Raw genomic sequence first — 14,358 nt, 5'->3', positions numbered from 1 at the left:
GCCCCGCCCGGCGGACGTGCCGCCGGGCGGTGGCGCGGACTGGATCAGTGGCGGGTCACCAGACGGTGTAGCCGCCGTCGACGACGAGGTCGGTGCCGGTGCAGAAGGCGGCCGCGTCGGAGGCCAGGAAGACGACCGCGGGTGCGATCTCGGCGGGCGTGGCGACCCGGTTCATCGGGGTGCCCGCGAGCCAGGCGCGGCGCCACTCCTCGTTGTCCATCCCGCGCTGGGTCAGCTCGGTGCCGACGTAGCCGGGGGAGACGGAGTTGACGCGCACGCCGCGGCCGGACCATTCGCCCGCCAGCGACTTGGTGAGGTGGATGACCCCCGCCTTCGCCGCGTTGTAGGCGGCCTGCGGCTGCGGGAAGTTGCTGATGTGGCCGCTCATGCTGCCGGTGTTGACGATGCTCCCGCCGCCCTGGGCGAGCATCCGCGAACCCGCGGCGCGGCAACAGTGGAACACCCCGTCCAGGTTGACGGCGAGCACCTTGCGCCAGTCGTGGTCGGACAGCGACTCGCTGGGGTGGTTGTGCACGATGCCGGCGTTGTTCACGGCGATGTCGATCCGCCCGGCGGTGCTGACGACGTGGTCGAACGCGGCTTCCACGGCGGCGGAGTCGGTGACGTCCGCGGCGACGAACTCGACGCCGAGCCGCTCGGCGGTGGCCTTGCCGGCCTCGCCGTTGATGTCGCAGATGAACACCCGGGCGCCGGAGTCGCGCAGCCCGGTGACGATGGCTTCGCCGATGCCCTGGGCGCCGCCGGTCACGATCGCCGTGCGGCCGGCCAGGGAGAACACCGGCAGGGTCGGGGTGGTGGTGCTGGTCAACGGTCACCTCGCGGGGTCGTGGACGGGCGTGCGGTCGGTGCGCTGCCGCAGTCGCGGACGTCGTAGGTGCCGTCGGCGCGGCCGACGACCATCTCGTCCGCGATCCCGGTGAACAGGCCGTTCTCCACCACGCCGGGGATCCAGTTCAGCTGGGCGTCGATCGCCAGCGGGTCGGCGATGGACTTCAGGTGGGCGTCGATCAGGTAGTTGCCGCTGTCGGTGACGACCGGTGCCCCGTCGTGGGTGCGCAGCGTCAGTTCGGCGGCGGGATGGCCGAGTTTGTCCAGCAACCGGGCGATCGAGCGCTTCGTGGACTCCCACTCGTAGGGGATGACCTCGATCGGCAGCGGGAACGCGCCCAGCGCCGGGACGACCTTGCTGTCGTCCACCACCGCGACCATCCGGTCGGACGCGTCGGCCACGATGCGTTCCCACAGCAGGCAGGCGCCGCCGCCCTTGATCATGGCGCCGTCGTGGTCGATCTCGTCGGCGCCGTCGATCGTGAGGTCCAGCCGGACCGCCTCGGCGAGGGTGGTCAGCGGCACCCCGACCTCGATCGCGAGATCGCGGGTGGCGGTGGAGGTCGGCACCCCGACGACGTCGAGTCCGTCGGCCACCGCCTTGCCGAGCGCGCGCACGAACCAGTGCGAGGTCGTCCCCGAACCCAGGCCCAGCTTCATCCCGTCGTGCACGTAGGTCTCGATGGCGCCGACACCGGCCGCCCACTTCGCCCGGTCCTGGTCACTGCTCGGTCGCATGGAACTCCTTGTCCGCCAAGCCCTCGGCCAGTGCGCCGAAGGTGTCGATGGTGGTCACGCCCGGGAGCGGGTGCCCCCAGGACACGTGCCGGTAGGGCACTCCGGCGCGCTGTGCGGTGAGCGCGTCGATGCCGGTGTCGCCGACGTAGAGCGCGTCGGCGGGGGAGACGTCCAGCGCGGTGAGCGCGGCTTCCAGGTGCCCCGGGTCGGGTTTGCCCGCGGGCACCGCGTCGATGCCGACGACGACGTCGACCAGCGGGGCGAGCCCGGTGGCGGCGAGGACGTCGTGGGACAGGCCGGTGCGCTTGTTGGTGCACACCCCGATCCGGATTCCCCTGTCCCGCAACGCCTGGAGTGCTTCGTGTGCGTCGGCGTGCACGGTGGTCGCCGCGGCCGGTTCGGCCCGGTAGGCGCTGGAGTAGGCCGCCAGCACCGGACCCGCGAGCGCGGGATCACCGCCGACGGCGTCGAGCGTGCCGCGGACGAGTTCCGCGGCGCCGCCGCCCAGCAGACCGCGGACCCGGTCGGCGTCGATCCCGGGCAGCCCGTGCGCGGTCAGCGCGGAGGTGAGTGCCCTGGCGATGTCCGGGGCGCTGTCGACGAGAGTGCCGTCCAGGTCGAGCACCACCGCACGCCTCACGCCGGCACCGTTTCGGCGAACAGCGGGCGCAGGCCCTCGTACAGGTGCCGGTGGCGCTGGAAGATCCGGTCGTAGGTCGCGACGGCGGCGGGGTCGGGGGTGAAGGTCTGCTCCACGGCCAGCATGCCGACGGCCTCGGTGAGATCCCGCCACCAGCCGATCCCCACCCCGGCGGCCAATGCGGCACCGTAGGCGCCGCCCTCGGCCACCCCGGTGACGGTGACGGTTTCCCGGTTCAGGACGTCGGCGAGGATCTGCAGCCACAGCGGTTCCTTGGTCGCGCCACCGGAGGCCACGACCCGGTCGCACGGCAGCCCGGCCTGCCGGTAGACCTCGAGGATCTCCCGCATGTTCAGCACGACGCCCTCCATCACACTGCGCGCGATGTGGCCCAGGTGGTGCATCGGGGTGAGTCCCACCCAGCTCGCCGACGCCTCGGGCGCGACGTGCGGGGACCGTTCGCCGAGCAGGTACGGCAGGAACAGCAGGCCTTCCGAGCCGGGGCCGATGTCGCGGGCCAGTTTGGACAGTCGTTCCAGGGTGACCGGGTCGGCGGCGGTGGCGGGGGCCAGCGCGTCGCGCAGCCACTGGAAGGCGCCGCCCGCGCTGAGCGACACCCCCATCACGTGCCAGCGTCCCGGTTCGTTGCCGCAGGAGACCTGCACCCGTCCGCCGGGGTTGTCCGGGCACCGGGACGCGCCGCCGGCGACGATGCCCGCGGTGCCGATCGTGAACCCGACTGGTCCGGTGTCGAGCAGGCCCATCGCGGTGGTCTGGATGACCGCGTCGCCGCCGCCCCCGAACACCGGTGTGCCTTCGGGGATGTTCCACCGGGCGGCGAGGCCGGGCAGCACGGTGCCGGTGGGCTCGACGGATTCGACGACGTCGGGCAGCAGTGCGCGGTCGATGCCGAGGAGCCCCAGCAGCTCGTCGGACCAGCGGCGGTTCGCGACGTCGAACAGGCCGGTGCCCGAGGCGTCGGACACGTCGGTGGCGTACTCCCCGGTCAGCCGGAGCCGCAGGTAGTCCTTGGGGTTGAGGATGCGGCGGGTCCGGGCGAACAGTTCCGGTTCGTGCTCGCGGAACCACACGATCTTGCACCCGGTGAAGCCGGGCAGCATCCGGTTGCGGGTCATGCGCAGCAGCTCGTCCAGACCGCCGGCGCGGTCGGTGATCCACTCGCATTCCCGCGCGGCGCGCTGGTCGTTCCACAGGATGGCCCGGCGCAGCGGTTCGCCCGCGCCGTCGAGCGCGGTCAGCCCGTGCATCTGCCCGCACAGGCCGATTCCGGTCACTTCCCGGCCGCGGTCGGGAAGGCTCGCGGTGACGGCGGCGAGTGCCTCGTCGGTGGCCGCCCACCAGTCGGCGGGTTCCTGCTCGGCCCAGCCGGGATTGGTGGTGTGCACGGGGTAGTGGCGCAGCACCTTGGCGACCACTTCACCCGAGCGCGACACCGCGATGACCTTGCACGCCGAAGTGCCCAGGTCGATGCCGATCAGCATGTTGTTGTCCTTCCCGCGCGTCGTTGCGCTTTCCCGCGCGTCATCGCGCGCCGTGGCGGAGTCTCACGTGCTTGAGCTGGAGGTAGGACTCGAGGCCTTCGGGGCCGTGCTCGGACCCGAACCCGCTCTCGCGGCGGCCTCCGTAGGGTGCGTTGATGATCCCGGCGTCGACGTTGTTGATGGCGACGTTGCCGAAGTCCAGGTCGCCCGCGAGCGTGAAGGTTTCGCGGGTGTCGTTGGTGTAGGCGTACGCGGCGAGGCCGCCGGGCACGCGGTTGGCCCGGTCGATCGCGTCGGCGAGGCCGGTGAAGCGGGCGACGCCGACGGCCGGGCCGAACGTTTCCTCGGTCATGACGAGCGCGTCGTCGGGCGCCTCGGCGATCACGGTGGGGCGCAGGAACAATCCGGGACCGTCCAGCGGTCCGCCGCCTGCCACGATCCGCGCGCCGCGCTTGTCGGCGTCGGCGATGTGGTCGAGGGTGCGCCGGTAGGTCTCGTCCATGGTCAGCGAGCCGACGTCGGCGGACGGCTCGGCCAGCCCGTCGGCGACGGTGAGCGCGTCCGCCGCGGCCGCGAGCCCGTCGACGAACTCGTCGTAGACCGAGTCGTGCACGTAGATCCGGTTGATCGCGATGCAGATCTGGCCGGCGTTGCGGAACGCGCGGCGGGTGGCGCCGCGCACCGCGCCGGGCACGTCGGCCGTGCCGGTGACGATCATCGGGCAGCTTCCGCCGAGTTCCAGGGACAGCCCGGTGATTCCGGTGACCGCCCGGTACAGCGCCTGTCCGGTGGCCATCGAGCCGGTGAAGGCCACCTTCGCGATCCGGGGGTGCGCCACGAGCGCCTGCCCGGTGGAGCCGTCCCCGAAGACGATGTTGGCCACGCCCGGGGGCAGAGTCTCGGCGAGGCACTCGGACAGCACCTGGGCACAGCCGGGGGTGTACTCGGACGGCTTGAACACGATCGTGCAACCTGCGGCGACGGCGCCGCCGAGCTTCCAGCCGATCAGTTCGATCGGGTAGTTCCACGGCACGATCCCCGCGACGACGCCGAGGGGTTCCTTCTCCACGATGCTGGTGAACCCGGGCGCGTCGTTCGGGATCGTGCGGCCGTAGACGCGGGTGGCCTCTTCGGCGTAGTAGTGCAGCGCGGCGATGAACTTGCGGACTTCGCCGCGCGCCTCGTCCAGGGGCTTGCCCTGCTCGCGCGTGATCGCGGTGGCGAGGTCGTCCACCCGGTCGGCGCAGGATTCCGCGAGCCGGTGCAGGTGCGCGGCGCGGTCGGCCGGGACGGTGCGGCGCCAGCCGCGGAAGGCGTCGGCGGCGGCGCGGACGGCCGCGTCGACCTCGGCGGCGGTGGAACGCGGGGCTACCGCGACGATCCGGCCGGTGGCGGGGTTGGCCCGCTCGATTCCCGGTTCCGCGGTGTCCCGCCAGGTTCCCGCGACGAAGTTCCGGCAGACGAGCACGGGCTCATCGGGCTGCATTGCCTCAACTCCCTGGTGCGCGCGGACTGGCCGCGGCAGCGGTGCGATCTTTGTATGATAATCGGACCTTAGAGCGGGAGTTGCGTGTCGCGCAAGAGGGTGATCGCGCCGGGTCAGGCGCGGGTCGGGATCGCCTCGTTCTCGGCCAGCAGGCGGTCGCGGTGGCGCATGACGCGGCGCAGGTGGTTCTCGGTGGCGAAGCGCGCGCGGGACGGGTCGCCGGCGGCGATGGCCTCGGCGATCTGGACGTGCTCCTCCAGCGTGTTGGCCGCTTCGGAGGGATAGCCGGGGCCGGTGCGGTAGGTGTCGCGCAGGAACCCGTTGAGCGGGCCGATCACCAGTGAGAAGAACGGGTTTCCGCTCGCCTGCGCCACGATTTCGTGGAACCGGAGATCGGCGTCCAGGAATTCGTCGCGGGCCTCGGGCCGGTCGAGCGCGTCGGCCAGTCGCCGGTTCGCGTCTTCGAGGTCGGCGAGGTGCTGCTCGGTCCGCCGGGCCGCGGCCAGCTGCGCCATCTCGACCTCGAGCACCAGGCGCAGTTCGAGGAGCTGGGCGAAGGAGCCCTCGCTGCGGCGCATCAGCAGGCCGTACTGCTCGGCGATGAGCCGCCCGTCCAGTTCCGCGACGGTCATGCCGCGGCCGGGCTTCACCGTGACCAGCCCACGCTGGATCAGCAGCCGGGCCGTTTCCCGCACCACGGTGCGCGAGACGTCGAAGCGGCGGGCGAGTTCGGCTTCCGTCGGGAGGCGCTCGCCGGGCGCCAGCCGGACGATCTCGTCCTGCAGCTTGTCCGCGAGGGTTTCCGACAGGCGCTTGTGGAGTGCTTCGGCCATTCGGCGATCGTACGACAAAGCAGGCCGGTTGCCTCGTGCTGTGCCGTCTGGTGGGCGACGCGGCGGCCGGATTGACGGCACTTTGTACGATGATAGGACATTGATGGCGCCCGGGTGGGCGCGACGAGGAGGGCTGTCGATCCATGAACCTGCACGCCTACGCCGGGGCCGTGCTCCCCGCCGACGCCGAGCGAGCCACCCTGGTGGCCCGTGTGTTCGACCCCGCGGTCGGCGGACCGTGCGTCGCGGCGATCCGGGGTGACCGCGCCGTGGACCTCACCCACGTCGTTCCGACGGTCTCCGAGCTGCTGGACCGGCCGGACGCGGTCTCGATCGTCCGCACGCGCGAGGGCGGCGGTCACTGGGAGCTGTCCGCGCTGATCGACGCCACCCTTCGGCGCGACCGGACCGCCCCGCACCTGCTGGCCCCGGTCGACCTGCAGGTCGTCAAGGCGGCGGGCGTGACGTTCGTGCGCAGCATGCTCGAGCGCGTGATCGAAGAGCGCGCGAAGGGGGACCCCGGCCGGGCCGAGGAGATCAGGTCCCGGATCGCCGAGGTGGTCCGCGGCCGGATCGCCCAGCTGCGGCCCGGATCGCCGGAGGCGGCCCGGGTCAAGGAGGTGCTGGTCGAGGAGGGCCTGTGGTCGCAGTACCTGGAGGTCGGCATCGGTGAGGATCCGGAGATCTTCACCAAGGCGCCCGTGCTGTCCGCGGTCGGCACCGGCGCGGAGATCGGCGTGCTGGCCCGCTCGACCTGGAACAACCCGGAGCCCGAGCTCGTGCTCGCGGTCAGCTCGTCCGGCACGCCGGTGGCCGCGACCCTGGGCAACGACGTGAACCTGCGCGACTTCGAGGGACGCAGCGCGCTGTTGCTCACCGAGGCCAAGGACAACAACGCATCCTGCGCGATCGGCCCGTTCCTGCGGCTGTTCGACGACGGCTTCACGCTGGACGACGCGCGGGCCACCGAGGTCGCGCTGGACATCACCGGCGGCGACGGGTTCACCCTGCACGGCGTGAACCCGGTGAGCGAGATCAGCCGGGACCTCACCGACCTGATCCGGCACGCGCACGGCGCCCACCACAGCTACCCCGACGGGTTCGTCCTGTTCACCGGCACGATGTTCGCGCCGACCGAGGACCGCGACGAGCCGGGGCAGGGCTTCACCCACCGGCAGGGCGACGTCGTCGCGATCAGCTCGCCCGCGCTGGGCACCCTGGTCAACGTCGTCACCACCGCGGAAGCGGCCGAGGACTGGACTTTCGGCATCCGGGCGCTGATGGCCAACCTCGCCGAGCGCGGCCTGCTGAGGAGTGCGGCGGAGGTGGTCTCGTGACCCGGGTGGTCGTCACCGATCACGCCTTCGGCGGGGTGGCGGCGGAGGCGGCCGTCGCCGAGCGCTTCGGCGCGGAGTTCTCGGTGCACGCCTGCCGCGGCGAGGACGAGACGATCCGCGCGGTGGCCGGCGCCGACGTGGCGTTCGTGAACTTCGCCCCGGTGACCGACGCGGTGCTCGCGGCGATGGCGCCCGGCGCGACGGTGATCCGCTACGGCATCGGCTACGACAACGTGGACGTCGCCGCGGCCGAGGCGCGGGGGATCTCGGTGGCCACGGTGCCGGACTACGGCAGCGACACCGTCGCCGACCACACCGTCGCCCTGCTGCTGACCCTGCTGCGCAAGATCCCGGCGTACGACCGCCGCATCCGCGAGACCGGCTGGTGCGCCCCGAGTGATCTCGGCTCGATTCCCGGCTTCGCCGACACCACGGTCGGACTGGTCGGCCTGGGCCGGATCGGGCTCGCCGTGCGCCGCAGGCTCGCCGCGTTCGGGTTCCGCGTGCTCGCCCACGACCCCTACGCCGAGCCCGCCGACGGGATCACCCTCACCGACCTGGACACGCTGCTGTGCGAGTCGCACGCCGCCTCGCTGCACGCGCCGCTCACCCCGCAGACGCGGCACCTGCTCGGCTCGGCGGCGTTCGCCCGGATGCGCGAGGGCGCGGTGCTGGTCAACACCTCGCGTGGCGGGCTGGTCGACCACGACGCGCTCGCCGAGGCGGTGCGGGCGGGCCGGGTCGCCGCGGCCGCGCTGGACGTCTTCGACCCCGAACCGCTCGCCGCGGACTCGCCGCTGCGCGAGTTGCCGCAGGTCCTGTTCACCCCGCACGCCGCGTTCTATTCGGACAGTTCCCTGGCCGCGCTGCAACGGCTGGCCGCGGAGGAGGCCGAACGGGCGCTGGCCGGGAAACCGTTGCGCTGTCCCGTGACCGGAGGAGGTGGCCGATGAGCCGCGCTGTCGATCCCCGCACCGGAGCCCCGATCGGCCCGGAGATCGCCGACACCACACCCGAGGACATCCGCGAGGTGTGTTCGCGGGCGGCGCAGGCCGCGCCGTGGCTGGCTGGGCTCTCGTTCCCGGAGCGCGCCGCGCTGCTCGCGGCTCTCGGCCAGGCGCTGCGCGACCACTCCGGCGAGCTCGTGGAACTGGCCGACGCCGAAACCGCGCTCGGCCCGCCGCGCCTGACCGGCGAGCTCGCCCGCACCGCCGCGCAGTTCGACCTGTTCGCGGAGGTGCTCCGGGACGGCGCGTTCTGCGAGGCCACCATCGACAGGCCGAACCCGGAGGCGGTGCCCCCGCACACCGATCTGCGCCGCATGCTCGTCCCGCTGGGGCCGGTGGCGGTCTTCGCCGCGTCCAACTTCCCGTTCGCCTTTTCCGTGGCCGGCGGCGACACAGCGAGCTCCCTCGCCGCCGGCTGCCCGGTCGTCGTCAAGGCGCACCCCGGGCATCCGGGGCTGTCGGTGCGCACCGCGGAGATCCTGGCCGGCGCCCTGTCCGCCGCCGGCGCCCCCGAGGGCGTGCTGACCCTGGTGCACGGCGAGGCGGCGGGCCGGGCCCTGGTGGCGGATCCGGCGGTCACCGCCGTCGCGTTCACCGGCTCGCCCGGCGGTGGCCGGGCCCTGTTCGACGTCGCGATGTCGCGTCCTGATCCGATCCCGTTCTACGGCGAGCTGGGCAGCATCAACCCGGTCGTCGTGACGGCCGCCGCGGGCGCGGCCCGGCCGGACGAGATCGCGGACGGTCTGGCGGGCAGCGCGATGCTCGGCAGCGGGCAGTTCTGCACCAAGCCCGGTCTGGTGTTCGTGCCCGAGGCGGCGGGCCTGCCCGCCCGGGTGGCGGAGCGGGTGGCCGCGGCGGAAGCCGGTCCGCTGCTCACGGCGCGGATCGAATCCGGATTCCGCGAGGGCCTGCGGCGGCTGCTGAAGGTCCCGGGAGTGCGCGCCCTGCTGGACGGGCCGGACCCGGACGGCGGCGGGCACCGGGTGGCCCCGCAGGTGGTGACGGCCGACGCGCGGACGTTCCTGGCCAACGCCGCCGTCCTGACCGAGGAGTGCTTCGGCCCGGTGACGGTGCTCGTCACCTACTCGGCCGAGGAGGAACTCGCGGCCGCGCTCGCCCGGGTCCCGGGTTCGCTGACGGGCACGGTGCACGCCGAGCCGGACGACCCCGCCGCCGCTTCCGTCGTGGCGGCGCTCGGAGCCAGGGTGGGGCGCCTCATCCACAACGGCTGGCCCACCGGGGTGGCGGTGACCTGGTCGCAGCACCACGGCGGCCCCTGGCCCGCGACGACGGCGGTCCTGCACACGTCGGTGGGCGCCACGGCGATCCGGCGGTTCTTGCGCCCCATCACCTACCAGGACGTGCCCGAGCCGCTGCTACCCGCCGCACTCCGCGACGGCAACCCGCTGGGCATCCCGCGCCGCGTCGACGGCGTGCTCACCCCGGGCCCGAATGGCGGCCGGGCCGGCTGATCCCGCCGTCCGGCGGTGTGACCGTGATCGTTGACTCCCAGGCCCGCATGCCGTTACGTTTCTGAATCAGTAACATCGGTCTCGAGTCGGCGTCGTCCCTGGCGAAACGCACAGGCAGGAGAACGGTCATGTCGAACCTGGCCACCGTGCTCGACGTCTCCGCCGGGCGCTTCGGTGAACGGGAGTTCCTCGTCGCCGGAGCGCGCCGGCTGACGTTCGCGGAGGTCTCGCGGCGATCCGCGGCGATGGCGCGGCGCCTGGTGGACTCCGGGGTCGCGCCGGGCGACAAGGTCGCGCTGTCGTGCCCGAACGTCCCGGAGTTCACCATCGCGTACTGGGCGGTGCTGCGCGCGGGCGGGGTGGTGGTGCCGCTCAACGTGCTGCTGCGCGCCCGGGAGATCGCCTACCACCTCGACGACTCGGACGCGGTCGCCTACCTGGTGCACGAAGATCCCGCTGACCCCCGTCTCGCCGATACCGCGCGGGAGGGCTTCGCGAAGGCCGCGGAGTGCGACCGCTTCTGGACCATCGGGGTCGACGAGGCGGGGGAGACGACGTGGTGCGGCGAGCCGCTGACCGGTCCCGCGTCGTTCGGCACTGTCGCGCGCGAGGACGGCGACACCGCCGTCATCCTCTACACCTCCGGGACCACCGGGCGCCCCAAGGGCGCCGAGCTCACCCATCGCAACCTGCTGCTCAACGCACGGGCCGCCGCCTCGGTGTACGAGCTCGACCCCGCCCGGCCGGACACCCACCTGCTGGTCGCCCCGCTGTTCCATTCGCTCGGGCAGACCTGCGTCCAGAACGCCTCGACGCTGTTCGGCTGCACCATCGTCATGGTGCCCAGGTTCGACGCCGTCGAGGCGCTGCGGCTCATGCTCGACGAGCACGTCACGATCTTCGCCGGGGTCCCGACGATGTTCTGGGCACTGCTGCAGGCCCTCGACGATTTGCCGGGCCGGGACCGCCTGTACGGGCGGCTTCGGGTCGCCGCCTCGGGCGGGTCGGCCCTGCCGGTCGAGCTGCACAAGGAGTTCGAAACCCGTTTCGGGACGTCGATCCTGGAGGGCTACGGCTTGTCCGAGACTTCCCCGATGGCCAGTCACACCCGGCTCGGCGAGCCGGTCCGGGCCGGGTCGATCGGACGCCCCGTCGACGGCGTCGAGATGAAGCTGATCGCGGAGGACTGGACGACGCTCCCCGACGACCCGGAGGTGGTCGGGGAGATCGCCATCCGCGGGCACAACGTCATGAAGGGCTACTACAAGCGGCCCGAGGCGACGGCCGATGCCGTTCGCGACGGCTGGTTCCGCACGGGAGACCTGGCACGCAAGGACTCCGACGGCTTCTACCACATCGTCGGGCGCTCCAAGGACCTCATCATCCGCGGCGGCTACAACGTCTACCCGCGCGAGATCGAGGAGGTCTTCATGGAGCACCCGGCCGTGTCGCTCGTCGCGGTGATCGGGGTCCCGCACCCCTCGCACGGCCAGGAGATCAAGGCCGTCGTCGTGCCCGCCGAGGGCCACGAGGCCCTCCGGCCCGAGGACCTGGTGGACTGGGGCCGGCGGCAGCTGGCGGCCTACAAATACCCGAGGATCGTCGAGCTGAGGGACGAGCTGCCGATGACGTCGACCGGCAAGATCCTCAAACGGGAGATTTCCTGAACGCCCCGGGGCGTCCGGAGAAGCGGATTGGCCCCGGCCGAGCTGCTCATCGAGCCGCGCCGGCACGGCGCAGGTGGGCCAGGAGCGCTTCGTTCACCGTGTCCGGGGCCTGCTGGTGCACCCAGTGCCCGGCTCCGTCCACGACGAGGGTGCGGAGATCCTCGAACGCCCGCGCGCCCGATTCGGGCCGCATGAAGGTGGTCACCGGGTCCGCGCTGCCCGTGAGGAACAGCGAGGGCTGCTGGATGACCCGTTCCGGTGCCGCCTTCGTTTCGCGCCAGTTGTCGTCGATGTTGCGGTAGTAGTTCAGCCCGCCCGCGAAGCCTGTCTCGCGGAAGCGCTCGACGAGCCGGCGGAACAGGTCCGGCGGCAGCCACTCGGGCGGGCGGACGGGCTCGTCGCCGTCGAGGAGGTCGTAGCGATCGCCGAAGATGACGGCAAGCGAGCGGCCGGCATCGCGCATCAGCAGTGCCTCCGCGCGCCCGGCTTCCTGGAACCGGAGCTGGTAGAACTGCTCGCCCCAGCGTGCGCGCAGGATCTGCGTCGGCGGGGCGGGTGCCGGCGGGGCATACGGCACGCTGAGACCGGCCAGCGAGAGAACGGCGGCCGGGTGGTCGAGGCCGAGCTGCCAGACGCACGCGGCGCCCCAGTCGTGGCCGATGAAATGTGCCGCGTCGGCACCCTCGTGCTCGAGCAGGCCGATCAGGTCCAGCCCGACCGTGCGCAGGGCGTACGCCGATCGTTCGCCGGGGCGCGAGCTGCGGCCGTAGCCGCGCATGTCCGGAGCCAGCACCCGATAGCCGGCCTCGACCAGCGCGGGGATCTGCAGCCGCCAGGTGACGGCCAGGTCGGGAAATCCGTGCGCGAGCACGACGAGCGGCCCTTCGCCGGCCGCGGTCACGGCGAGCTCGACACCGTTCACTCGCCGCAGCTCGGACGATGTCCTCATGCCGCAGCCCGGTTGAGACGCACCAGCATCTTGCCGACGTTGGCGCCGGACAGCATCCCCAGCAGCGCCCCGACGGCGTTTTCGAGGCCGTCCACGACGGTGGTGGCCGGGACGAACGAGCCGTCGGTGAGCCAGCCCCGGGCGAGGGCGATCCATTCCGGCCAGCGCTCCAGGTGGTCCAGCACGATGAGGCCGCGCAAGGTCAGTCGCTTCTTCGTGATCAGCGCGAGGTTGGCTGGGCCGGGCACGGGTCCGGCGGCGTTCGCCTCGGAGACGGAGCCGCAGACCGCCACTCGTCCGCCGGTGCGCAGCGCGTCGAGGGCGGCTTCCAGCTGGTCCCCGCCGACGCTGTCCAGGTAGACGTCGATCCCGCCGGGGGCCGCGGCGCGCAGAGCGGGCCCGATCGGTCCCGACTTGTAGTCGACGGCCCGGTCGTAGCCGAGCTGTTCCACCAGCCGACGTGCCTTTTCCGGTCCGCCTGCGGACCCGATCACCGCGGCGGCCCCGAGGTGACGGGCGACCCGGGCGGCCACCACGCCGACGGCGCCGGCGGCCGCCGAAACGAAGACGACGTCGCCGGGGTGCACGGGCGCGAACTCGCTCAGCGCCAGGTAGGCGGTGAGGCCGGGCATGCCGAGTGCGCCGAGGTAGTCCGAGCCGCGGACGCCCGTCGTGTCCAGGCGATGGGTTTCGTCCGCCCGGACCACGGCGTAGTCCCGCCAGCCGAAGTGGTGCCACACGACGTCTCCGTCGCGCAGCGTCCCGCTCCGCGACTTGACGACCGTGCCGACGGCCGCGCCTTCCAGGGGTGCGCCGAGGGCGAACGGCGGGAGGTAGGACGGCACGTCCCGCATGCGCCCGCGCATGGAGGGGTCGACGGACATCCAGTCGTTGCGCACCAGCACCTCTCCCGGCGCCGGCTCGGGCACGACGGTTTCCACCAAGGCGAAGTCCGACGGGGACGGCATTCCGGCCGGGCGTGCCACCAGATGAACCTCGCGGCTGGTCGTGCTCATCGATCCTGTCCTCCGCTCACTTCCCCCAGCGGTGTTACAATTGTAGAAACGTAACATAGGCTTGCGGACATGTCGCGTGAGGGAGGGGCAACGTTGCCCATCACCACCAACGGAATCCACTACGAAGTGCGCGGTGACGGGCCGCGGACGATCGTCCTCCTGCCGGGCTTCGGGTGTTCGATCGAGTGCTGGGCCGGGGTGGTGCCCCTGCTCGACGGGTACCGCGCCGTCCTGATGGATCTCCCGGGGCACGCGGGGTCGGCCGGTGCGCGGGCCGACGGTGACCTGGCGGCTCTCGCGGAGACCGTTGCCGAGGCCTGCCGGGAAATCAGGCTCACCGGCTTCGTCGTGGCCGGGCTGTCGCTGGGTGGCGCCATCGCCGTGCGCATCGCGCTGGACCATCCCGGCGAGGTCGAGGCGGTCGTGGGCGTGATGCCGTGGAACGCGGGCGGTACTTCCCCCGGTGACCCCGTCATCGAAGGCTTCCACAGCGCCTTCGGCGACCTGGACACGATCACCGCGGGCATCGCGAGTATCTCGCAGGATCCCGCGAAGACGGCGGATCTGGTGCGCACGATGCCCACGGTCACCGAGCGGATGTGGCGTGGCTGGCTCGGCGGCGGGGTCTTCACCAGCATGGCCGACGAGCTGCCCGGGTTGCGGGTCCCGCTGCTGTACCTCGTCGGCGGCAAGGACACCGTGGTCGACCTGGACAAGCAGATTTCGGACGTGCGGCGGGTCCCCGGCGGGCGCCTGGTGCTGCTCGCCGACGCCGGTCACCTCGCCTGCTACGAGACACCCGAAGCCGTGGCACGGGAAATGCGCCAGTTCCTCGACGCCCGCGCGGTCGCGGGCGTCTGAC

13 protein-coding genes are annotated in these 14,358 nt (G+C 72.4%); 5 read left to right on the top strand and 8 right to left on the bottom strand.

The window, feature by feature from the left end:
• Positions 1–55: 55 nt before the first annotated feature.
• The 6 genes from AMY39116_RS0307990 to AMY39116_RS0307965 form a co-directional block, all read right to left on the bottom strand.
• Entirely contained in the window at positions 56–829 is a 774-nt protein-coding gene (locus tag AMY39116_RS0307990; protein WP_020417167.1) for an SDR family NAD(P)-dependent oxidoreductase, read from the bottom strand.
• Positions 826–1,587, bottom strand: a complete 762-nt coding sequence (gene rpiA, locus AMY39116_RS0307985) for a ribose-5-phosphate isomerase RpiA (protein WP_020417166.1) — start codon at positions 1,585–1,587, stop codon at positions 826–828. The genes AMY39116_RS0307990 and rpiA overlap by 4 nt, the downstream gene beginning before the upstream one ends.
• Positions 1,571–2,227, bottom strand: a complete 657-nt coding sequence (locus tag AMY39116_RS42425) for an HAD family hydrolase (protein ID WP_063710142.1) — start codon at positions 2,225–2,227, stop codon at positions 1,571–1,573. The genes rpiA and AMY39116_RS42425 overlap by 17 nt, the downstream gene beginning before the upstream one ends.
• Positions 2,224–3,729 carry a xylulokinase gene (gene xylB, locus AMY39116_RS0307975; protein WP_020417164.1) on the bottom strand — a complete coding sequence of 502 codons (1,506 nt, stop codon included), beginning with the start codon at positions 3,727–3,729 and terminating at the stop codon, positions 2,224–2,226. Before xylB ends, AMY39116_RS42425 begins: the two co-directional genes overlap by 4 nt.
• 40 nt (positions 3,730–3,769) lie before the next feature.
• Positions 3,770–5,215 (bottom strand): aldehyde dehydrogenase, encoded by a 1,446-nt coding sequence (locus AMY39116_RS0307970; RefSeq protein ID WP_020417163.1) that lies wholly within the window; start codon positions 5,213–5,215, stop codon positions 3,770–3,772.
• 113 nt (positions 5,216–5,328) lie between these two features.
• Complete coding sequence (locus AMY39116_RS0307965; RefSeq protein ID WP_020417162.1) at positions 5,329–6,048, bottom strand: FadR/GntR family transcriptional regulator; 720 nt, start codon at positions 6,046–6,048, stop codon at positions 5,329–5,331.
• Positions 6,049–6,191: 143 nt separating this feature from the next.
• On the opposite strand from AMY39116_RS0307965, the gene AMY39116_RS0307960 reads away from it, so the two are divergent.
• From AMY39116_RS0307960 to AMY39116_RS0307945, 4 genes are all read left to right on the top strand, one after another.
• Positions 6,192–7,385 (top strand): fumarylacetoacetate hydrolase family protein, encoded by a 1,194-nt coding sequence (locus AMY39116_RS0307960; RefSeq protein ID WP_020417161.1) that lies wholly within the window; start codon positions 6,192–6,194, stop codon positions 7,383–7,385.
• Positions 7,382–8,338 carry a C-terminal binding protein gene (locus tag AMY39116_RS0307955; protein WP_020417160.1) on the top strand — a complete coding sequence of 319 codons (957 nt, stop codon included), beginning with the start codon at positions 7,382–7,384 and terminating at the stop codon, positions 8,336–8,338. The genes AMY39116_RS0307960 and AMY39116_RS0307955 overlap by 4 nt, the downstream gene beginning before the upstream one ends.
• A complete protein-coding gene (locus AMY39116_RS0307950) occupies positions 8,335–9,864 on the top strand; it encodes an aldehyde dehydrogenase (NADP(+)) (RefSeq protein ID WP_020417159.1) in 1,530 nt (509 codons plus the stop codon). The genes AMY39116_RS0307955 and AMY39116_RS0307950 overlap by 4 nt, the downstream gene beginning before the upstream one ends.
• 128 nt (positions 9,865–9,992) lie before the next feature.
• Positions 9,993–11,531: a long-chain fatty acid--CoA ligase gene (locus tag AMY39116_RS0307945; RefSeq protein WP_020417158.1), complete on the top strand. Its 1,539-nt coding sequence runs from the start codon at positions 9,993–9,995 to the stop codon at positions 11,529–11,531.
• Positions 11,532–11,577: 46 nt separating this feature from the next.
• Here the strand turns inward: AMY39116_RS0307945 and AMY39116_RS0307940 are convergent, their stop codons facing one another.
• Together AMY39116_RS0307940 and AMY39116_RS0307935 are read right to left on the bottom strand one after the other, a co-directional pair.
• Positions 11,578–12,453: an alpha/beta fold hydrolase gene (locus AMY39116_RS0307940; protein ID WP_020417157.1), complete on the bottom strand. Its 876-nt coding sequence runs from the start codon at positions 12,451–12,453 to the stop codon at positions 11,578–11,580.
• A 23-nt stretch (positions 12,454–12,476) separates the two neighbouring features.
• A complete protein-coding gene (locus tag AMY39116_RS0307935) occupies positions 12,477–13,496 on the bottom strand; it encodes an NADP-dependent oxidoreductase (RefSeq protein WP_027935743.1) in 1,020 nt (339 codons plus the stop codon).
• A gap of 93 nt (positions 13,497–13,589) precedes the next feature.
• Between AMY39116_RS0307935 and AMY39116_RS0307930 the strand changes: the two genes are divergently transcribed.
• A complete protein-coding gene (locus AMY39116_RS0307930) occupies positions 13,590–14,357 on the top strand; it encodes an alpha/beta fold hydrolase (RefSeq protein WP_020417155.1) in 768 nt (255 codons plus the stop codon).
• Position 14,358: the final 1 nt, after the last annotated feature.

The sequence above is a fragment of the Amycolatopsis sp. ATCC 39116 genome (assembly GCF_000231075.2).
In the GTDB taxonomy this organism is placed as follows: Bacteria; Actinomycetota; Actinomycetes; order Mycobacteriales; family Pseudonocardiaceae; genus Amycolatopsis_E; species Amycolatopsis_E tucumanensis.
The sequence above is the reverse complement of the archived record's forward strand: the minus strand, read 5'-3'. Positions and strand labels throughout refer to the sequence as shown.